The sequence below is a fragment of the Arenimonas sp. genome, assembly GCF_044353605.1.
Lineage (GTDB): Bacteria > Pseudomonadota > Gammaproteobacteria > Xanthomonadales > Xanthomonadaceae > Arenimonas.
Genome location: NZ_JBILBO010000007.1, coordinates 1 through 20682 on the forward strand (window position 1 = coordinate 1; position 20682 = coordinate 20682).

At 60.8% G+C, this 20682-nt stretch carries 14 protein-coding genes; 9 read left to right on the forward strand and 5 right to left on the reverse strand.

Going from position 1 to position 20682, the window contains the following annotated elements; genetic code table 11:
• The first annotated feature begins 30 nt into the window (after window positions 1-30).
• On the forward strand, window positions 31-1854 hold the full coding sequence (gene edd / locus ACIQ1A_RS05765; RefSeq protein WP_395770117.1) for a phosphogluconate dehydratase: 1824 nt from the start codon (window positions 31-33) through the stop codon (window positions 1852-1854).
• Window positions 1851-2477, forward strand: coding sequence for a bifunctional 4-hydroxy-2-oxoglutarate aldolase/2-dehydro-3-deoxy-phosphogluconate aldolase (eda, locus tag ACIQ1A_RS05770; RefSeq protein WP_395770118.1), 627 nt, complete (start codon window positions 1851-1853; stop codon window positions 2475-2477). The genes edd and eda overlap by 4 nt, the downstream gene beginning before the upstream one ends.
• Here eda and ACIQ1A_RS05775 read toward each other — a convergent pair.
• On the reverse strand, window positions 2452-3390 hold the full coding sequence (locus ACIQ1A_RS05775; protein WP_395770119.1) for a hypothetical protein: 939 nt from the start codon (window positions 3388-3390) through the stop codon (window positions 2452-2454). The two genes, eda and ACIQ1A_RS05775, sit on opposite strands and share 26 nt — an antisense overlap.
• Window positions 3391-3467: 77 nt before the next feature.
• Between ACIQ1A_RS05775 and glyQ the strand changes: the two genes are divergently transcribed.
• Window positions 3468-4367 (forward strand): glycine--tRNA ligase subunit alpha, encoded by a 900-nt coding sequence (gene glyQ / locus ACIQ1A_RS05780; RefSeq protein WP_395770120.1) that lies wholly within the window; start codon window positions 3468-3470, stop codon window positions 4365-4367.
• On the forward strand, window positions 4364-6529 hold the full coding sequence (gene glyS / locus ACIQ1A_RS05785) for a glycine--tRNA ligase subunit beta (RefSeq protein WP_395770121.1): 2166 nt from the start codon (window positions 4364-4366) through the stop codon (window positions 6527-6529). Before glyQ ends, glyS begins: the two co-directional genes overlap by 4 nt.
• 195 nt (window positions 6530-6724) lie before the next feature.
• Here the strand turns inward: glyS and ACIQ1A_RS05790 are convergent, their stop codons facing one another.
• A complete protein-coding gene (locus ACIQ1A_RS05790; protein ID WP_395770122.1) occupies window positions 6725-7966 on the reverse strand; it encodes a cation:proton antiporter in 1242 nt (413 codons plus the stop codon).
• Between the two features lie 16 nt (window positions 7967-7982).
• Window positions 7983-9500 (reverse strand): tryptophan halogenase family protein, encoded by a 1518-nt coding sequence (locus ACIQ1A_RS05795; RefSeq protein ID WP_395770123.1) that lies wholly within the window; start codon window positions 9498-9500, stop codon window positions 7983-7985.
• A 184-nt stretch (window positions 9501-9684) separates the two neighbouring features.
• On the opposite strand from ACIQ1A_RS05795, the gene ACIQ1A_RS05800 reads away from it, so the two are divergent.
• Together ACIQ1A_RS05800 and ACIQ1A_RS05805 are read left to right on the forward strand one after the other, a co-directional pair.
• Entirely contained in the window at window positions 9685-10638 is a 954-nt protein-coding gene (locus tag ACIQ1A_RS05800) for an alpha/beta hydrolase (RefSeq protein WP_395770124.1), read from the forward strand.
• A gap of 3 nt (window positions 10639-10641) precedes the next feature.
• Window positions 10642-11343 carry a DUF6445 family protein gene (locus tag ACIQ1A_RS05805; protein WP_395770125.1) on the forward strand — a complete coding sequence of 234 codons (702 nt, stop codon included), beginning with the start codon at window positions 10642-10644 and terminating at the stop codon, window positions 11341-11343.
• On the opposite strand, the gene ACIQ1A_RS05810 is transcribed toward ACIQ1A_RS05805, so the two are convergent.
• Window positions 11344-13950, reverse strand: a complete 2607-nt coding sequence (locus ACIQ1A_RS05810) for an alpha-amylase family glycosyl hydrolase (RefSeq protein WP_395770126.1) — start codon at window positions 13948-13950, stop codon at window positions 11344-11346.
• 229 nt (window positions 13951-14179) lie between these two features.
• Between ACIQ1A_RS05810 and ACIQ1A_RS05815 the strand changes: the two genes are divergently transcribed.
• The 3 genes from ACIQ1A_RS05815 (at window position 14180) to ACIQ1A_RS05825 (ending at window position 19061) form a co-directional block, all read left to right on the forward strand.
• On the forward strand, window positions 14180-16915 hold the full coding sequence (locus tag ACIQ1A_RS05815; protein WP_395770127.1) for a TonB-dependent receptor: 2736 nt from the start codon (window positions 14180-14182) through the stop codon (window positions 16913-16915).
• 72 nt (window positions 16916-16987) lie between these two features.
• A complete protein-coding gene (gene glk / locus ACIQ1A_RS05820; RefSeq protein WP_395770128.1) occupies window positions 16988-17956 on the forward strand; it encodes a glucokinase in 969 nt (322 codons plus the stop codon).
• Window positions 17957-18008: 52 nt separating this feature from the next.
• A complete protein-coding gene (locus ACIQ1A_RS05825; protein ID WP_395770129.1) occupies window positions 18009-19061 on the forward strand; it encodes a LacI family DNA-binding transcriptional regulator in 1053 nt (350 codons plus the stop codon).
• Here the strand turns inward: ACIQ1A_RS05825 and ACIQ1A_RS05830 are convergent.
• Complete coding sequence (locus ACIQ1A_RS05830) at window positions 19006-20682, reverse strand: alpha-amylase family glycosyl hydrolase (protein ID WP_395770130.1); 1677 nt, start codon at window positions 20680-20682, stop codon at window positions 19006-19008. The genes ACIQ1A_RS05825 and ACIQ1A_RS05830 overlap by 56 nt on opposite strands.

Here is a 20682-nt window from a genome sequence, read left to right on the forward strand (position 1 = left end):
TAGTCCGGTCGACATTTTCTGGAGTCCCGCATGAGCATCCATCCGGTCATCGCGCAGGTTACCGCGCGCATCGAACAGCGCAGCCGCGAACTGCGTGCCGATTACACCGCACGTATGCAGGCGCAGAAGCGTAGCACGCCGGCGCGCAGACGCCTGTCGTGCTCTAACCTCGCGCACGTGATGGCGGCCAGCGGCGATGACAAACCGGCGCTGGGTTTCGGCGGCTATCCGAACATCGGCATTGTCACCGCCTACAACGACATGCTGTCGGCGCACCAACCCTATGAAAGCTATCCGCCGAAGATCCGTGACTGGGCGCGTGCGTGCAAGGCCACGGCGCAGGTCGCCGGTGGCGTGCCGGCCATGTGCGACGGTGTCACCCAAGGCCAACCCGGCATGGAGCTGTCCCTGTTCAGCCGTGATGTGATCGCGCTGGCCACCGCCGTGGCGTTCAGCCACGATGCCTTCGATGCCGGCCTGATGCTTGGCGTGTGCGACAAAATCGTACCCGGCCTGTTCATGGGCGCCGCCGCCTTCGGTCATCTGCCGATCGTGTTCGTGCCGGCCGGACCAATGCCATCGGGCGTGGCCAATGCCGAGAAAGCGAAAGTGCGCCAACGTTATGCTGATGGCCTGGCCTCGCGCGAGGAACTGTTGGCAGTCGAAGCAGGTTCCTATCACGCGCCCGGCACCTGCACGTTCTACGGCACCGCCAATTCGAACCAGCTGTTGATGGAAATGATGGGTCTGCACATTCCCGGCAGCGCCTTCGTGCCGCCGAGTACCGGCCTTCGCGAGGTCCTCACCGAATATGCCGTGCAAACGGCCGCCGCCCACAGCGCGCTCGGCGAGGCGTATCTGCCCTTCCATGAAGTCATCGACGCGCGCTCGCTGGTCAACGGCGTGGTCGGCCTGATGGCTACCGGCGGCTCCACCAACCTGATGATCCATATTCTGGCCATGGCCCGTGCGGTCGGTTATGTGATGACGCTGGACGATCTGTCTGAAATATCCGCCGCCACGCCGCTGCTGGCACGCATCTATCCGAACGGGGCCGCCGACGTCAATCAATTCCACGCGGCCGGCGGCATGGCCTTCGTCATCCGCGAACTGCTGTCGGCCGGATTGCTGCATGCCGATGCCCGCAGCGTCATCGGCCAGCCGATCAGTGCCTACGCGCAGGAGCCGGTGCTGTCGCACGGTCATCTGCACTGGCAGGATCCGCCGGCGCAATCCGGCGATGACAGCATTCTGCGGCCGGCGGCCAATCCGTTTTCGGCTCAGGGCGGTCTGTGCAAACTGGTCGGCAATCTCGGTCAGGCGGTCATTAAAATTTCCGCGCTCGATGAATCCAAGTGGACGGTCACCGCGCCGGCACGGGTGTTCGACAGTCAGACGGCGATGGCACGTGCCCATAAGGCCGGTGAACTGACCGGTGATCTGGTGGCGGTCGTGCGTTACCAGGGCGCGCGTGCCAACGGCATGCCGGAGCTGCATCAACTCATGCCCTTGCTGGCGAATCTGCAGGACAAAGGTCACAAGGTGGCGCTGGTCACCGACGGCCGACTGTCCGGCGCGTCGGGCAAGGTGCCGGCCGCCATCCACCTCAGCCCCTCCGCTGATGACGGTGGACTGATTGCGAAAATACGCGATGGCGATATGATCCGCATCGATGCCGTGACCGGCGAACTGCAATTGTTGGTCGACAGCGATGAGCTGGACAAGCGTCCGGCCGTCGCCTGCACCGAATCCGGTCATCAGCATGGCCTTGGCCGTGAATACTTCCAGCTGTTCCGCGATCACGTTTCAAGCACCGGGACCGGCGCCAGCATTTTGTTCGGAGAAAAACCATGAGTGAGGCCATTCGGCGTTTCTTCGGCAATCCGGTGATTCCGGTGGTGGTCATTGATGACGCCGCGCAGGCCGTACCTTTGGCGGAAACCCTGCTCGATGCCGGCATCAGCGCCATCGAAATCACCCTGCGTACGCCGCAGGCGCTGGCGGCCATGGAAGCCATCGCCAAACAGGTTCCGGCCATGCAGCTGACCGCCGGCACTGCCTTGAACCGCCATCATCTGCAACAGGTCAAGGACGCTGGCGCGGAGCTGGTGGTGTCGCCGGGTATCAGTACGGAACTGCTCGAGGGTGCCCGCGAATTGGGTCTGGCGCTGTTGCCGGGCATCGCCACGGCGTCCGAGCTCATGCTCGGACTGAATGCCGGACTGACCCATTTCAAACTGTTTCCGGCCAGCGCCATCAACGGCATTGCCTTGGCCAAGGCCTTTGCCGGCCCGTTTCCCGAGGCCCGCTTCTGCTGCACCGGCGGCATTACCGAAGCCGAGCTGCCGGTGTATCTGGCCGAAGCCAACATCCCGAGCGTGGGGGTGTCCTGGCTGGCCGCGCGCCCGGCCATTGCGGCCGGACGCTGGGACGAAATCCGCGCCGCGGCGCTTAGATCAAAACTTCCGAATCGCTGACGGCTGCAGATTTGCCGCCGCCGCCGAGGACATCGCGCCAGAACAGATACTGGAACGAGAACATCAGCGGGTAGATGAACAGCAGCAACAGGAGGTACAGCACCACACCCAGTGCCAGAGCGATGTTGCTATTGAGCATGCTCAGGGCGGCGATGAGCAGCCCCGCGAGTAGACCGATGACCAGTACCGTTGCAAGCACGACCAACAGCATCGATAGCATGAACAGCACCAGGCTGCCGAGATTCTTCAGCGTCGCGGCAAAGCCGTCCTTCACCGCATCAACGGCGCCGGCATCGGTCAGCGCGGCTTGGCAGAAGCCGAGCATGAACGCGGTCTGCAGTACCGAGCCGATCAGGATGATGCCGCAATAAGCCATCCAGAAGCCGGCGGACAATCCGGCCATGGCTTCCGGATCATTGCTCAGCTGGGCCGTCATGAACTGGCCGATGTCGTCACTGCCGATCCCGAGGGCCATGCAGATCAGGATGTAACCACCCTGCACCGCGATGTTCAGTACGGCGCCGATGAAGCCGAAGGCGATCAGTTTCTTCCAGCGGGCAGCGTCACCGTATCCGGAGAACAGATCACCGACCGAGGCCGTTTGGCCATCGGCCAATTTGCCGGTGAGTACGAACCAGCCGGCGATGAACGGCGGCACCAGAATCAGAGCCACCAGCAGGATCGCGGCATAGATCAATGCGATTTTCTGCCAATCGATGCTGTTGACATCGCCCATGGCGGCACCGGCCGCACCCAGGCCAATGACCAGACCAGCAGCAAAAGCCAGCAGAAAGATGGCGGCCAGGCTGACCAGCGCGGCCAGCAGGAAGGTACCCCAGTGCTTGCCGACCAATTTGAAGCTACCGATAAGCCAGCCGAACATATCGGAAACGCTTGCCTTTCTGATTTCCATAAAACCTCTCTGTAAGTGCCTGACCGCGGCGAACAGCCTTTATAATAGCCACATTCACCGAAAAGAGCGAAACCGCCATGTCGGCTCCGAGTTTCCAAGACATCATCCTGCGCCTGAACCAGTACTGGGCCGCCCAGGGCTGTGTGCTGATCCAACCCTTCGACATCGAAGTCGGTGCCGGCACCTTCCATCCGGCCACCTTCCTGCGCGCGCTTGGCCCGGAGCCGTGGAACGCGGCCTATGTGCAGCCGAGCCGGCGCCCGACCGACGGCCGTTACGGCGACAATCCGAACCGCTTGCAACGCTACTACCAATATCAGGTGGTGTTGAAGCCGAACCCCGACAACATCCTCGAGCTGTATCTGGATTCGCTGAAGGCGCTCGGCATCGATCCGCTGGTACACGATCTGCGTTTCGTCGAAGACAACTGGGAGTCACCGACGCTCGGCGCCTGGGGTTTAGGCTGGGAAGTCTGGCTCAACGGCATGGAAGTCACCCAGTTCACTTACTTCCAACAGGCCGGCGGCCTCGAATGCAAGCCGGTGACCGGTGAAATCACCTATGGTCTCGAACGTCTGGCCATGTATCTGCAGAATGTCGACAACGTGTACGATCTGGTCTGGACCACCGGTCCGCAGGGCGTGGTCAAATACGGTGATGTCTACCATCAGAATGAAGTCGAGCAGAGTGCCTACAATTTCGAACATGCCGATGTCGCCGAATTGTTCCACCGTTTCGATGCCTGCGAGAAGGAAGCGCTGAAGCTGGTCGAACTCGGTCTGCCGCTGCCGGCCTATGAACAGGTCTGCAAGGCCTCGCACAGTTTCAATCTGCTCGACGCACGCCGCGCTATTTCGGTGACCGAACGCCAGCGTTACATCCTGCGCGTGCGCACCCTGTCGCGCGCGGTGGCCGAGGCCTATTACGCCCAGCGCGAAAAGCTGGGCTTCCCGAATCTGAAAACGGTGTCCGCATGAACACGCAAGCCCTGTTGATCGAGCTCGGCACCGAAGAGCTGCCGCCGAAAGCGCTGCCGGAGCTGGCCAAGGCCTTCGCCGACGGCATCGCGGACGGTCTGCTCAAACGCGGCCTGAGCATCGGCGAGGTACACACCCTGTATTCGCCACGCCGTCTTGCGGTACGTATCGACGACGTGCAGAGCGAGCAGCCGGCACAGCATTCGGAGGTGTTCGGCCCTTACGCCAATATCGCACTTGATGCCGCCGGCCAGCCGACACCGGCCTTGCAGGCCTTTGCGCAGAAAAACGGTCTATCCATCGACCAGCTCGGCCGCATCAGCGATGCCAAAGGCGAGCGCTTCGTCGCCCGGAGTTCGCGCGCAGGCAGCTTGACCCTCGAATTGTTGCCGGAGATCGTCAACGAAGCGGTGAAAGCCATGCCGATTCCGAAACCGATGCGTTGGGGCAGCCGCGACACCCAATTCGTGCGTCCGGTGCATTGGCTGGTGGCCTTGTACGGCAATGCCGTGGTGCCGATGTCGGTGCTGGGCCTGAAGGCCGGGCGTGCCTCGTGTGGCCATCGCTTCCACGCGCCGGAGGCGGTCGATATCGCCCATCCGGAAAACTATGTGGACACCCTGCGCGGGAAACAGGTGTTGGTGGATCCGGCTGAACGCCGTCAGCGCATTTCCGCGCAAATCGCCACCGCCGTGGCGAGCGTCGGCAAACAGGCGGATACTCCCGATGCGCTTCTAACGGAAGTGAATTGCCTGGTCGAGTGGCCGGTCGCCATTCTCTGCCAGTTCGAGCCGGCGTTTCTGCGCGTGCCGCACGAAGCGCTGGTGTCGACTATGCAGGCCAATCAGAAATTCTTCCCCCTGCGCGAAACCGATGGCGCGCTTTCCGAATACTTCATCGGCATCGCCAACATCGATTCGAAAGACCCGGCGCAGATCAAGCAGGGTTACGAGCGCGTCATCCGTCCGCGCTTCGCCGATGCCGCGTTCTTTTACGATGAAGACCTCAAGCAGGGCATCACCGCCATGGCTGAAGGCCTGGCTTCGGTCACCTACCAGCAGAAGCTCGGCAGCTATGCCGACAAGACCGGACGCATCGCGGCCTTGGCGGAAAGCATCGCCCGCGATGCCGGATTGAATTTCGCCCAGGCCCGACGCGCTGCCGAACTGTCCAAGGCCGATCTGCAGTCGCGCATGGTCGGCGAATTTCCGGAACTGCAGGGCATCGCCGGCCGTTACTACGCCAAAGCCGCCGGTGAACCCGAGGCCGTGGCCGATGCCATCGATGAAGCCTACCAGCCGCGTTTCGCCGGCGACGCCATCGCTGCTTCCAAGCTGGGCCAGGTGCTGGCCATGGCTGAACGGCTGGACACCCTAGCCGGTGGTTTCGCCGCCGGTCTGAAACCGACCGGCAACAAGGATCCGTTCGCCCTGCGCCGCAATGCGCTGGGTCTGGCGCGCACGCTGCTGGAAGGTGGCTTCGATCTGCGTTTGGATCAGCTGTTGGGCAAGGCCTATCTGAATGTCTACGAATACTGCATGACCTCGGCCGAACAGCAGACCGCTGCCGAAGTCGTTTCAGACAAGCCCGGCTTCTGGAAAAAATGGCTGACGGAACTGGAAGTGCTGAAAGGCGATGACCATGTTGACCGCTATCTGGAGATCCAGCAGTTCATCCTCGACCGCCTGCGCGGTTATTTCGCGGACAAAGGCTACAGCGAGCGCCATTTCGACGCCGTCAACGCCGTCGCATTGGAATCGCTGCCGGATTTCGCCAAGCGTCTGGCCGCGATTGCCGAGTTCGTCGGCATGCCCGAGGCCGAAGCGCTCGCCGCCGCCAACAAACGCGCCGCCAACATTCTGCGTAAATCCGCTGAAGAGGCCGCCGGGTCGGTGAATCCGGCATTGTTGCAGGAGCCCGCCGAGCAGGAACTGTGGCAGGCCCTGCAAACCGTCGAAGATGCGATTGCGCCGATGCTGAAATCACGTGATTACATCGGGGTGCTGCGCGCTCTGTCCGGTCTGCGCAAGCCGGTGGATGCGTTCTTCGAGGGCGTGATGGTGAATGCCGATGACCGCAATGTGCGCGGCAACCGCCTTGCCCTGTTGCAGGTGCTGACCGATCAGTTCAATGCGGTCGGCGATATTTCGCTGCTGGCCTGACCCCGACGCTTAAGGCACAATCATCCCTACCACCCACTCAGGAGATCGCCATGTCCAAAGGCATGAATCAGAAAAAAGAAACCAAAAAGAAACCGGAAAAAACGCTGAAAGAAAAGCGTGCCGAAAAAGCCGTCAAGAAAGGTAAATAAACCGGTTCCAGGGCGGCCTCTGCGGCCGCCCGCCATCGCGGCGGCATCAGGTGGTACGCAATTCCTTCTTGCCGTAGATGCGCTCGAAGATCGGTGTGGCCATCAAGGTGGTGATTACCGCCATCAATACCATGATGGTGAACAGCGTCGGCTCGATGATGCCGCGTTCCAGGCCGATGTTGAGGATGATCAGCTCCATCAGCCCGCGCGCGTTCATCAGCGTGCCGATGGCCATCGACTCTTTGTGCGATTCGCCGTTCAGGCGCGCCGCCAGATAGCAGGCCACGCCCTTGCCGGCAATCGCCACCAGCAGTACCAATGCGGTAAGCGCCCAAAGCGCCGGCGTGTTCACCAAACCGATTTTGGTGTTGAGGCCGGAATACACGAAGAACACCGGCAACAACAGGGCCACAGTCAAGGGGTACATGGTCCGATGCAGTTCGGTGGCGAACTTGCCGCGCGGCATGGCCACGCCCATGATGAAGGCGCCGAACACGGCGTAGATCTGGATGTAATCGGTGAACCAGGCGCCCAGCATCACCAGCATCAAGGTGAACACCAGCATGTCCGGGCTGATTGCGCCGCTTTTCTCAACGCGTTCGCCCATCGGCTGCAACAGCCGGCGGACCAGGGTCAAGCACACGACAGCGAAGAAAATCCCGCCGCCGATGGCAATGAGAGCGATGCTCCAGTCCGAATTAAAGCTGGCCAACACCACGGCCAGCACGCACCACGCGGCCATATCGTCAATGCTTCCGGCCGCCAAAGCCAGGGTGCCGAGCGAGGTTTTGGTCAGGCCCTGCTCGAAAATGATGCGGGCCAGCATCGGAAAGGCGGTAATGGCCATGGCCGCGCCCATGAACAAGACGGCTTCCAAGCTGGTGGTTTTTTCGGCGAATAATTGCGGATCGTCGGCGATGAAATAGGCCAGCGTGCCGCCCAATAAAAATGGCGCCACAATACCGGCGATGGAAATGCTGGCCGCGCTGCGCACGCGTTTGCGAATGAGGTCCACATCGAACTCGACGCCGATGAGGAACATGTACAGCACCAATCCGAGCTGCGCGACCGAGAACAGGATGGCCTTGGATTCGGCCGGAAACAGATAGGCCGAGAATTCCGGAAACATCCAGCCCATCAGCGAGGGACCCATCAGCACGCCGGCGATCATTTCGCTGACCACCCGCGACTGCCCGATTTTCATGAACGCCCAAGCGGTCGCCCGGCAGACGGCAAGAATGAATGCCATCTGCAGGAAGAACATCACGGAAAGTTCAAAAGGCGTCATCGGGCAATTCGCGACATCACATCGGCATTGGTGGGGCTTTGCAGTGCTTGGCGATGAACTCCTCGTGCGTCGGCATCAGCTCGACCACGCCGTGCATCACCTCTTTCACGTTCTTGATCATCTTCTCGATCAGCTCTTCCGATTTGGCATCGACCAGCGGGTGGTAGCTCTGCGGCGTGATGCCCTGGCCGAACATGACCTGGAACCAGCTGACTTCGGTGAACAGCTCGTTGTTGAGGCGGTAGATGCGGCCGTTGCTGCGGAACATGTCCATCTTCTGCTGGAGGCTGTCCGGTATCGGCATGTTGCGTACGTAGTTCCAGAATGGGGTGTCATCGCGCTTGGTGGCTTTGTAGTGCAGGATGATGAAATCGCGGATCTGCTCGAATTCGACCGTGGCCTGGCGGTTGAATTCATCGATATTGACCTGGTTGAAGCCGGTATCCGGAAAGAACGATACCAGGCGCGAAATGCCCTTCTGGATCAGATGGATGGAGGTCGACTCCAAGGGTTCCATGAAGCCGGACGAAAGGCCGATGGCGACCACGTTCTTGTTCCAGAACTTCTTGCGCTTGCCGGTCACGAAGCGTAGCGGGCGCGGGCTGCCCAGGGCTTTGCCGTCGAGGTTGGCCAGCAGCACCGAGGCCGCTTCATCGTCACTGATGTATTCGCTGCAGTACACGTGGCCGTTGCCGGTGCGGTGCTGCAGCGGAATCCGCCACTGCCAGCCGGCACCGTGCGCGGTCGAGCGCGTGTAGGGCGTCAGCGGCGATACCGACTCGCAGGGCACGGCCAGGGCACGGTTCATCGGCAGCCAGTGGCTCCAGTCGTCGTAGCCGGTTTTCAGGGTTTCCTCGATCAGCAGGCCGCGCCATCCCGAGCAGTCGATGAACAGATCGCCGGCGTGCACGGAGCCGCTTTCGAGCGTGACCGAGGTGATGAATCCGGTTTCCGGATGCTGCTGGACCGAAGCGATTTTGCCTTCGGTGCGCATCACGCCTTTGTTTTCGGCATAGCCGCGCAGGAATTTGGCGTACAGGCCGGCATCGAAGTGGAACGCGTGCCCGAGGTCTTTCAGCGGCGAATTCGGAATGTCGTGCTGGGCACGCAGGAACTTGTTGTGTTCGCAGGCCAGCAGGTTCAGCGAATAGTCCTCGATGCGGTCGGCCTTGCCGGCCTGATGCATCTTCAGCCAGTAATGGTGGAAGTCGATCATGCCGGTGCTCTGGCCCATACCGCCGAAGCCGTGGATATAACGTTCGCCCAGACCGCCCCAGTTGCGGAACTCGATGCCGAGCTTGAAGCTGGCCTGGGTGGCCTTGATGAAATCGGTTTCATCGATGCCCAGTGCCGAATTGAAATTGATGATCGGCGGAATGGTGGCTTCGCCGACGCCGACCGTGCCGATGTCGTCGGACTCGATCAGTTCGATGGCGAATTTGCCGTTCAGGGCCTGGGAGAGGAAGGAGGCGGCCATCCAGCCGGCGGTGCCGCCGCCGACGATGATGACTTTCCGGATGCCGGGGTGGCTCATGATGTGTTCCGTTGTTCGGTTGAAAAACGCTACCATCTTAGCATTGCCCTCGGCTGCCGATGTTGGGTCCGCCGTGAAATCCGCGGCTTTGTCATTGCCCTGCATTTATCCCGCCGACCTGGAAACGGATGTTGCCGGACTTCCGGTGTTGGGCGTACCCTGTGCATTCCAAGGAGCCATCACCATGACCATCCTGAAAGTCGCGGCCTATGCCCTGTCCGCGCTATTGTTGGCTGCGACAGGCCACGCCGGCGCCGAAGCGGCCGCTTCGCCGGTGCCCGTGGCCTCCACCGGCGGCATCCAGCGCTTGGCCGCGTTTCCTTCCAAAAACGTTCCGGCACGCGATGTCGATGTCTGGCTGCCGCCGGGCTATTCCGACAAAAAGAAATATGCCGTGCTGTACATGCAGGACGGCCAGATGCTGTTCGATGCCGGAATCACCTGGAACAAGCAGGAATGGCGGGCCGATGAAACCGCCGCCAGGCTGATGGCCGAAGGCAAAACCCGGCCCTTCCTCATCGTCGGCATCCACAATGGCGGCAAGCGCCGCCATGTCGAGTATTTCCCGCAAAAGCCGTTTGAGGCCTTGCCGGAAGATTTCCGCGGCCAACTGCTCGGCATGAACCGCAATCCGCAGCAGGTTTTGTTCGATGGCAGCGTGGACTCCGATGCTTATCTGAAGTTTGTGGTGGAAGAACTCAAACCCTATATCGACAGCCATTTCAGCGTCGCCACGGGTCCCGAGCACACCGCCGTAATGGGATCCAGCATGGGCGGTCTGATTTCCATGTACGCCATTTCCGAATATCCGCAGGTGTTCGGTGCGGCCGCATGTGTTTCCACGCACTGGCCCGGAATCTTCACGGTGGACAACAATCCCATTCCGCAGGTGTTCTTCGACTACATGCGCACGGCGTTGCCGGATCCGGCAAGGCATCGGATGTACTTCGACTACGGCACCGGCACCCTCGATGCCCTGTATCCGACGCTGCAGGCGCGGGCCGACGCCGTCATGCGCGAACGCGGGTATACCGACGCCGGCTGGCAGACACGCCGCTTCGAAGGCGCCGAGCACAGCGAGCAGGCCTGGGCGGCACGTCTGGATATTCCCCTGCAATTCCTGTTTCCGCCGGACTGAGCGATGTTCCGTCCCGATATCGTTCCGCAGGTATTGCCGATTCCCGGCGGCGGGGTGTGTCTGGTTTTCGATGACATCCTGTTGGAGCCCGATCGTTGGCGAAGCCGTGCCGCCGAGTTCGGAGAACAATTCGAACCGCCGAAGCACAACGCCTATCCCGGACGCGAGCTGAGGCTGCCCGATACGGTCACGGCGGCGCTGCTGGGCACGGTATCGCCCTGGCTACGTCGTCATTTCGGCATTGCCCGCATCGTCGACGGGTACACCCGCTTGTCCATGGTGACGCTGGCACCGGAGCAATTGACGCCGGCGCAATCGCTTTGCCATCGCGATCGTCTTCAGGCCAAGCCCGGCATGCTTCCCCTGGCTTCGGTGCTCTATCTTTTCGACGACCCGTCGCTCGGTGGGACCCATTTTTTCCGGCCGCTGGTGGATGATGCGAACCTGACTCGGCTACTCGTGGATTCCAACCGCACGGAGGCCGAGCCGTTTTTCCGGCAATATGGCATCGCGCGCGGCTACATGACCGATTCGAATGCCTATTTCGATAAAGTCCTCACCGTTCCCGCGCGTCGGAACCGGATGATTGTCTATCCGGGCATGAAGTTCCACAGCGGCGACATCGGCCGGCCCGAGGCGCTCACCGACGATCCGCTGACCGGACGCCTCACCTTCAATGGCTTTTTTACCGGTGCAATGGCCTGATCAAGGAAGCACCATCACCTCGGTTTCATCCAGCACCTTGATGCCGTCGGCGCGGTCGCCACCGAAGACCATGCCACTGCCTTCGGGTGACAGGGCGCGGTAGCCGCCATCGTAATCCCAGGTGTTCAGATACAGTTTGATGCCGGATAGTGAGGCGGGATTGCCCAGCGCTTTGGCCGGGATGGTAAAGCTCAGTGTGCGCGCTTGCGCATCGGCGACCATCTGCGCGCCCGGGCTGAGCACTGTGCCCTCATTATCCACCGTTGCGCCTTCGGCACCGAACCAGGCATTTGACCAGCCGTGGGTGCGTAGTCGGTAGTGCCAACGCATGCCGTCAGGCAGGTGGCCATTCTGCTGCGGCATCAGTGCACTTCCGCCATCACGCCCTGGGATTTGCAGGAACACGGTGACCGCGACATGATCGAAGCCGTTTGGCGGATTCCAGAACTGAGTCATGCCGCGCAGCCGCAGTACGATGCGCAGGGTGCTTCCTGCACGCTGAACGCTGACATTTTCGATATCGCCCTGATGGTGTTCACCCCAGCTGGTATCGCTGGGGTAGCGCAGATTGCCGCGGCGTCCGTGGTCGTCACCGCGCGGATCGGTCCGTTCCAGCAAGGCCTGCCAATTTCGCTGCACGATGAAAGAGTGCGGCGCGGAGGCACTGGCCGTGCTGTCCTGCCAGGCCAGAACCTGATGCGGTTCGCGGGATTCGGCGAGTGCGGCAATCGGCAGCTTCGCCTGCCAGCGGCCATCGGCCGAGGGTATCACCGTCACCGCCTCGGCCAGGTCCCCGTTCAATGCCAGACGGAACGGTTCGGTGTTGCTGTTGCGGCCACGCACATCCAAGGAGTCGCCATAAACCGTTGCGGGCAGGGCATCAATCTGCAAGGTGGCCGGCTGCTTCGCCGTTACCGACGCGCCGGTTTCGGGCAGCAGGACGATACCGGCACGGGGCGGCAGTACGATGGATACCCGGCCATTGGCGTCCGCACTGAGCATTGCCGGGAATGAGGTCAGTGAAAATGCGGTCCGCCAGCGGTGTGCATTCGGCCGGCCGGTATCGAGATTGTCGAGCACATGCGGGCTGTCCGCGGTGTTGAACAGCACCAGCGCATCGGCATCGCCATGGCGCATGCGGTAGGCGAATACCCCGGCCCCGGTGGCGTTGTCTTTGAGCACTGTCGGATTGCCGTGGGTGAACACCGGGTTTGATTTGCGCAAAGCCGTCATCGTCTGCAATGTCCGGTACAGCAGCGCGCTTTCATCGAAGCGGTCTTTGCCGCCTGAGCCGAAGCCGGCCTTGAACATGGCGCCGCGCTGCTCGGTGAAGCCCTGTTCGGTGCCGTAATAGATGACCGGAATACCGGGCAGGGTCATGATCAGCAGCAGGTTCTGCTGCAATGCCGATGCGCTGCCATTGGCCAGAAAGCGGTCAACGTCATGGTTGTCAACGAAGCTGGGCATCAGGTGCGGGCTTTCATGCACGCGCATCATGGTCTCGATGCGGTGGCGCATTTCCCGGGTCGGATGGCCTTTGGCGAAAATGTCGATACCGGTGCCATACAGCGGAAAGTTGATCATCGCCGGCATCAGTGGCTGGCCATGGGCGGTGCGTACGAAGGATTCGATCTTCCGGCTCTGTGTCTCTTCAAAGGGTTTGTCGATGCCGAAGCCTTCGCCGAACACATGGAAGTTGTTGCGTCCGGTGGCTTCGGCCACGCGCAGGATGCCCGGCTGCACCGGGTCGTCGGCATGCAGGAAATCGCGGAAGTACTCCGGCGGTACGTAAAACGCGGTATCGACCCGGAACGCATCCACGCCGGCTTCGCGGATCCAATGACCATAGCTGCGGCGCAGCGCTTCGCGCACCTGCGGATTCTCGGTATTGATATCGTCCAGTCCGGCCATCTGCCAGTCGTGTTCCTGCGCCGGATCGGTGAAATCGCGGATATCCGGCGTCCAGTGGTAAATGGCATCACGCGCCTGGTCCGGGTCGCGGGCATCGTTGCGGTTGAATGGCGCCTGAGAGGGCGTTTGCCCCTGCGCGGTGGCCGGTTCACGGCGGTAGCCCAAGGCCGGATTCTGCGCATTCCACTGTTTGGGGTCGTACGCGAAGAAATTGCCCATGTGGTTGACCACGATATCCTGGACCAGATACATGCCCTCGCCGTGCAGTCGGCGGCTCAGGTTCTGCATATCGCTCAGCTGGCCGTAGTGGCTGTCCACCGCCATCAGATTCTCGGCCCAGTAGCCGTGGTAACCGCCGTATCGCGCCGTTGGGCTCCACCACTGGTTCGCCACCGGCGGGGTTATCCAGACGGCCGTGGCCCCCAAGTTCTTGATGTAATTGACTTTATTGGTGAGCCCGGGCAAGTCGCCGCCGGAATAGTGGCTGTTCCGTCCGGGATCATATTCGCCCACGCCCTGATTATTGTTTGAGGTGTCGCCGTCATTGAAGCGGTCCAGCATGACGAAGTAGATGATTTGCTCGCGCCAATCCGGCGAGGGAACATGCAATTCGCCGGAAGTCTGCGCATTCACATTGCTGAGGTTGGCCGACAGGACAAGAGCGACGATTTTCGTGCGCAAAGAAACTCGCTTCATGAAGAATTCCGCTAATGATTCAAATAGTTAGATAGGAAAGAATGGCATGCAACGGCGGGCTAGCGAAGCTGAATATGCAATGAATACGTATGTATTTAGTGTTAATACTTTATAAAGTCTGCAATCATTTTAACCGTTCGTTAATAAAAAGCGGGTATGCCGTCCGGCGTTTACCGTAACGATTGCCGCAACACATTCAACCACATTAGCTGTTATATGGAGAGGGATAATGGTACTTAAGCGCAACATGCTCAGCGTTGCATTGATGTCGGCCACCATGCTGTTGGTGGGAACCGCGAATGCCCAGGATGCGACCGATGCTGAAAAAGCAGAAGCCGCCAAGAAAGCGGCCGATGCCGAAACCATCGACAAGGTGACCGTCAAAGGCATCCGCCGCGGTATCGAAGACGCCATCGACACCAAACAGACTGCAACGGGTATCGTTGAATCGATCTCGGCCGAAGACATCGGCAAGTTGCCGGATTCCTCGATTGCCGAATCGATTGCGCGTTTGCCCGGCCTGACCGCTCAACGCGAGCGTGGCCGCGCGACCCAAATCAACATCCGCGGTTTCGCAGGTGATTTCGCCGGCACCACCCTCAACGGCCGCGAACAGGTCAGCCTCGGCGATAACCGCGGCGTCGAGTTCGATCAATACCCGTCCGAGCTGCTCAGTGCCGTGACCGTGTATAAAACCCCGGATGCCTCCTTGGTCGGTCAGGGTCTGTCCGGCACCGTCGATCTGCAGACCGTCAAGCCCTTGAGCTTCGGTGAGCAGGTCGTGGCCTTGAACTACCGCTTTGATCAGAACAAAGTCGCTGGCCAGACCGAAAACGGCGGCCGCTACAGCTTCTCCTATATCGACCAGTTCATGGACAACACCCTCGGTATCGCGATCGGCTATGCCCATCTCGACAGCCCGAGCCCGGGTTACCAGAATGAAGCTTGGGGTTATGCCGATGGTCCGAACGGCACCAAAGTCATGGGCGGCGGTAAAATCTACAAATTCGACAACAACCTGAAACGCGATGGCCTGATGGCGACCGTGCAGTTCAAGCCGACCGAATTCTACGAAACTACCCTGGATCTGTTCTACTCCACGTTCGATAAGACCGAAGTCAAGACTGGTCTGGAATTCGGCACCGCCTGGGGTCAGGGCGTGCTGCAGCCGGGTTACACCGTCAACAGCAATGGCACCATCACCGAGAGCTCCTGGACCAATGTGAAGCCGGTGCTGCGCATGGACAGCAACCCGATTGAGGACACCCTGTTCTCGCTCGGCTGGAACAACAAATTCAAAATCAATGACAACTGGTCGGTTGCCGCCGATTTCTCGGTGTCGAGTGCGACCCGCAATTTCGATGTGCTGGAAACCTATGCCGGCCTGAAAGGCAATGGCACCACCACCCTCGATCTTTCGCTGGATTCCAGCGGTCTTTACAACAATCTGACTTTCGGCACCGATTTGAACGATCCGAACAATCTGCAGCTGATCGATGCCGGCAACTGGGGCCAGGACGGTTACTACAAGGCTTTCCAGATCAAGGATGATATCCAGGCCTTCCGTTTGGATGCCACCCGCACCTTCGATGAAGGCTTCCTGAGCAGCGTCGAATTCGGTTACAACTACGCCGATCGTACCAAGCAGAAGAGCGCGGATGAGTACAAACTCTGCATCAAGGACTGCACTTATCCGGGCGGCGTGAAAGATACTGCACCGTTCCCGGGCACGACCGGCAGCTTCAGCTTCGGCGGCATTGACGGTCTGGCCATCTTCGACGCCAGCGCTCTGCTGAACTCCGGTTTCTACAATCTGGTCCGCAAGGACGACAAGGACATCACCCGTAAGAACTGGGAAGTCAACGAGCAGGTGCAGACCTTCTTCGTGCAGGCCAACATCGACACCGATATCGGCGACAACATGAGTCTGCGCGGCAACGTCGGCTTCCAGTACGTCAGTGTTGACCAGAGCTCGACCGCCATCACCATCATCAACGGCGCCCCAACCGGCGAATTGGCCACCAACGGCGACAGCTACAGTGATTTCCTGCCGAGCCTGAACCTCAGTCTGGGTCTGCCTGCCGATCAGTATGTCCGTTTCGCCGCAGCCCGCCAGATGGCCCGTCCGCGTATGGACGACATGCGTGCCAGCCTCGATATCGGCATCTGTCAGACCAGCTGCAACACCCTCACCGGGCCGGTCTGGTCCGGCGGTGGCGGCAACCCAAAACTGAAGCCTTGGTTGGCCAATGCCTTCGATCTATCGTATGAAAAATACTTCACCACCGATGCCGGTAACAAAGGCTACGTCAGTGCTGCGTACTTCTACAAAGATCTGTTGTCCTACATCTACAATCAGCCGATTCTGTGGGATTACGCCGGCTATCCGCTGCCGCCTCCGGGCCCGGGTCAGACCGTCGGCGTCAATTATCCGAGCAGCACCAACGGCATCCTGAGCGCGCCCGCCAACGGCGAGGGCGGCACCCTGAAGGGACTTGAATTGGCCGTGTCGGTTCCGCTTGATGTGCTGTGGGCGCCGCTGGAAGGCTTCGGCATCCAGGCCAGCTACTCCGACACCAAGAGCGAAATCAGCCCGAACGGTCCGAACAGCTCCGAACCCCTGCCGGGCCTTTCGAAGTATGTGTCCAACGTGACCGCCTACTACGAAAACCACGGCTTCTCAATCCGGTTCAGCCAACGTCACCGTTCGGGGTTCCGTGCTGAAACCCGCGGCTTCGGCGCCGACCTGACCTACATCAACATCAATGCCGAAACCGTGCAGGATGCCCAGATCAACTACAGCTTCGGCGAAGGTGCTTTCGAGAACCTGACCCTGTTCCTGCAGATGAGCAACATCGGTGACGAACCGTTCACCACCTCCGATGGCGGTGATCCGGGTTCCCGTCCGGTGCAGTACTTCGAGTACGGCCGTACCACCCTGATTGGCTTCAGCTACAAGTTCTAAGCCCGAAACCTGTTGTACACTGCCTTTGCCGGTGCAAGCCGGCAGAGGCTTTTTTTTGCACGGAATCCCCGCATGACCGACCCCCGCAGCAACGCCCTTGTCGCCGATATCGGCGGCACCAACGCCCGCTTCGCCCTGGCTGATATCCGGGGTCCTCAACCTGTACTCCGCGACGCAAAAACGCTGCCTACCGTTGCTTATGCCACCCTGCAGCATGCAGTGGAGAGCTATCTGGCGGATGTCGGCGTTCAGCCCGAAATCGCTTCGTTCGCGGTGGCCTGTCCGGTGACCGGCGATGACATCCGGCTGACCAATCGGGCCTGGGCCTTCAGCCAATCCGAGCTGCAGTCGGTGCTCGGCTTCCGGGAGCAGGTGGTCATCAACGATTTTGGCGCCGCCGCGCTGGCCACTTTGGCCATGGCCGAGGATGACCGCGTCGTCCTGCACGGCAGCCCGGATCAGCAACGCCGTGGCCCCATGACCGTCATCGGTCCGGGCACCGGACTGGGTGTCGCACTGCTGGTAGGTGATGATGCCCGTGGCTGGCAGGTGGTTGAAACCGAAGGCGGCCATGTCAGCTTCGCACCGCAGGTGGAGGAAGAACAGCGCATTGCCGATTGGGTCGCCGCCCGTCACCATGGCCGCTGTTCCAATGAACGTCTGCTTTCGGGCACCGGCCTGTCCTACATCGATGCTGTGCTCGGCAACCGCGAGCATCTGCGGGATCCAGCGGATATCGTGGCGGCGGCGATGGAAGGCCATGACGTCATCGCGCGTCGCACCTTGGCGCGTTTCTGTTCCATTTTCGGCAGCGTGGTCGGCGACGCCGCCCTGATCCACGGCGCCAAAACCGTCGCCATCGCCGGCGGCATCATTCCACGCTTCATTCCCTATCTGCGTGCCAGCGCGTTCCGCGAACGCTTCCTGGCCAAGGGCCGCTTCGCGACCTATCTGGAATCCGTGGCCATGCACGTCATCACCCATGACGCGCCGGGACTGATCGGCGCGGCCACCGCCCTGCGCCAGCGCCTGGAAGACTGAACACGGACGGCGATGGGCTATACTGGAAACCGTTGACCGGGCCTTGTGCTGCATGAAATCCAAAACCACTTCCTTCGACATCGCCTACCGCGCCGGAGTCTCCCAATCCACGGTGTCGCGCGCTTTGCGCAACAGCCCGTTGGTCAACGAGGAAACCCGCAAGCGCATCCAGGCCATCGCCAAGGAAATGCACTATACGGTCGACAAGAACGCTTCCAACCTGCGCTCCCAGCATTCCGACACCCTGGCGGTGCTGCTGTTCGAGGATCCGACCTCCGACGATTCGCAGATCAATCCGTTCTTCCTGTCGATGATCGGTTCGATCACCCGCGCCTGTTCGCAATACGGCTACGACTTGCTGATTTCCTTCCAGCAGGCCTCCAACGACTGGCACGCCGATTTCGAGGACAGCCGCAAAGCCGACGGCATCATCCTGCTCGGTTACGGCGATTATCTGGATTACGCCCACCGGCTGAACAAGCTGGTCGAGCAGGGTACCCATTTCGTGCGCTGGGGGCCGGTGCTGCCGGTCCAGCCGGGCATCACCATCGGTTGCGACAACTACCTGGCCGGCCGCGAGATGACCGAGCATCTGCTGCTGCAGGGCCACCGCCGCATCGCCTTCCTCGGCCATGCGTCCGAGCGTTATCCGGAGTTCTTCGAGCGCTACCGCGGTTATGTGGCGGCGCTGACGCAGGCCGGCATCGTGCCCGATCCGGCATTGCAGATCGACGCCATCACCACCGAGCAGGCCGGCCATGCGGCCATGCAGGCATTGCTCGCGCAGGGCGGGGATGTGGATGCCGTATTCGGCGCCAGCGATCTGATCGCCATCGGTGCCATGCGCGCCATCCAGGAGCGCGGCCAGAAAGTGCCGGAGGACATCGCCGTGGCCGGCTTCGACAATATTCCGATGGCCAATTTCGTGTCACCGGGGCTGACTACCGTGCTGCAGGACACCAAGCAGGCCGGCGAGCTACTGGTGAAAACCTTGATTCATCAGATCAACAACGAACCGGTGACCAGCAGCATGCTGCCGGCCAAACTGGTCATCCGCCGGTCGTGCGGCGCGCTTTCCCAGCCTGAAGCCGGTCCAGCGCCGTAATCAGCTCCGGTGCCGTGATGGCGCCCTCGAAAAGCAGGACCTCCACGCCGTGTGCCGGCACTTCGGTTTTCAGCCGCGGCCTGCCGGCATCGATGCGCACGCTTTTGCCGTTGATGGCGGAACGCCATTCGCCGCCTTGCAGCTGGTGTTTGAGATCGAAGCGTGCGGGCTTGTCGCCTTTGTTCAACAGCACCAGCGCGGTCTGGGCGACCTCGCCGTGCTGGAAGACGCGCAGGAATGCGGCGCGGTCGTCTTTGAGCAGAAGATTGAGCTGCAATCCCTGTTGCAGTGCCGGTGATTCACGGCGGACCTGGGCGATGCGGCGCAGGCCTTGGTAGATTGGATGGCTCAGGCCCGCATCGATGCGCGCCTGCCCGTAGTAATTGCGGTTGCCTTCGTGCTCGGCTTTTCCGCGCATGAAACCGGTTTCCGATCCGTAGTAGATCACCGGAATGCCGCGGGCAGTGAACAGCCAGTTATGCGCATCGATGAAGCCGCTGTCCTTGGCATCCAGTCGCGGCATGTCATGGTTGTCATAGAAGGTCATCAACTCATACGGGTTCTGGTAAAGGCCGCTGTCCAGATGCAGCGCATCGGCCAGTGTCTCGAAGCCCGCCTGTCGGTGGCCGAATGCATCGGCCAGTTTCGCTTTCAGCGGAAAATCCAGCACGCTGATGCCGCCGTTCTCGGCCCAGGAGAACGGCGCGATCTTTCCGGCGTCGTAGTCGAAGGCTTCGGCGAACAGGAAGAAGTCCGGATGCTTGGCGCGGATGCGCCGGCTGAACTCGGCCCAGAACGACAGCGGCATGTGCTTGATGGTATCGATGCGGAAGGCGTCGGCGCCTTGATCGATCCATTGCAGATAGGCGCCAGTCAGATAATCCATGACCGCCGGATTGTTTTCATTCAGATCCGACAGCTGCACCATCTCGGTTTTGGTGTTGAAGAAGCGGTGCAGCGGATTGCCGGCGGGGTCGAGTTTCGCCGCCGGAAGGTTCTGGTGATCGGCAACCAGTGTGCCGTTCTTGTCGAAGATCTGCCCGTATTTCGGCTGCGGCGACGGCATGCTGAAAGCCGGTGAACCGTGATTGGCCACGATGTCGAGCACGGTATGGATGCCGCGTTCGGACAGTTCGTGGTTGAGCGTGCCGAAATCGAGATCTTCGCTCGGCAGGTGTTCATCGACGGTATAGAAATTGCTGCCCCAGTAACCGTGGTAACCGGTCTTGCCTTTGTCCTGGAACATGCCTTTCCACTGCACGGTATCGCCGCCGGTGAAGGCTTCGTCGGGGTTGTCGACGATCGGCGTCAGCCAGATGGCATCGAAGCCCATTTCCTTGATGTAATCGGCGTTGTTTTCTATGCCTTTGAAGTCGCCGCCCAGATAACCGATGTTGTCGCTCTCGCCGGCCGGTGCGCCGGCCACCGGCCGGTCGAAGGTTTTGTTGGCGCCGCCCTGTTGCCGCTGATCGTTGCTTTGATCGCCGTTGACGAAGCGGTCGGTCATCAGGAAATACACCGCGCGTTTGGCGAACGGATCCAAGGTGCCGTAGTAATCGGCCGCCGAGGCATGGCCGGCCAGAGTCAGCAGCAACGCGGTGGCGAGCAGGTGACGCCGCAT

Coding starts and splice junctions, on each gene's coding strand:
- edd (WP_395770117.1), top strand. CDS start 31: ATGAGCATCCATCCGGTCATCGCGCAGGTTACCGCGCGCATCGAACAG.
- eda (WP_395770118.1), top strand. CDS start 1,851: ATGAGTGAGGCCATTCGGCGTTTCTTCGGCAATCCGGTGATTCCGGTG.
- ACIQ1A_RS05775 (WP_395770119.1), bottom strand. CDS start 3,390: ATGGAAATCAGAAAGGCAAGCGTTTCCGATATGTTCGGCTGGCTTATC.
- glyQ (WP_395770120.1), top strand. CDS start 3,468: ATGTCGGCTCCGAGTTTCCAAGACATCATCCTGCGCCTGAACCAGTAC.
- glyS (WP_395770121.1), top strand. CDS start 4,364: ATGAACACGCAAGCCCTGTTGATCGAGCTCGGCACCGAAGAGCTGCCG.
- ACIQ1A_RS05790 (WP_395770122.1), bottom strand. CDS start 7,966: ATGACGCCTTTTGAACTTTCCGTGATGTTCTTCCTGCAGATGGCATTC.
- ACIQ1A_RS05795 (WP_395770123.1), bottom strand. CDS start 9,500: ATGAGCCACCCCGGCATCCGGAAAGTCATCATCGTCGGCGGCGGCACC.
- ACIQ1A_RS05800 (WP_395770124.1), top strand. CDS start 9,685: ATGACCATCCTGAAAGTCGCGGCCTATGCCCTGTCCGCGCTATTGTTG.
- ACIQ1A_RS05805 (WP_395770125.1), top strand. CDS start 10,642: ATGTTCCGTCCCGATATCGTTCCGCAGGTATTGCCGATTCCCGGCGGC.
- ACIQ1A_RS05810 (WP_395770126.1), bottom strand. CDS start 13,950: ATGAAGCGAGTTTCTTTGCGCACGAAAATCGTCGCTCTTGTCCTGTCG.
- ACIQ1A_RS05815 (WP_395770127.1), top strand. CDS start 14,180: ATGGTACTTAAGCGCAACATGCTCAGCGTTGCATTGATGTCGGCCACC.
- glk (WP_395770128.1), top strand. CDS start 16,988: ATGACCGACCCCCGCAGCAACGCCCTTGTCGCCGATATCGGCGGCACC.
- ACIQ1A_RS05825 (WP_395770129.1), top strand. CDS start 18,009: ATGAAATCCAAAACCACTTCCTTCGACATCGCCTACCGCGCCGGAGTC.
- ACIQ1A_RS05830 (WP_395770130.1), bottom strand. CDS start 20,682: ATGCGGCGTCACCTGCTCGCCACCGCGTTGCTGCTGACTCTGGCCGGC.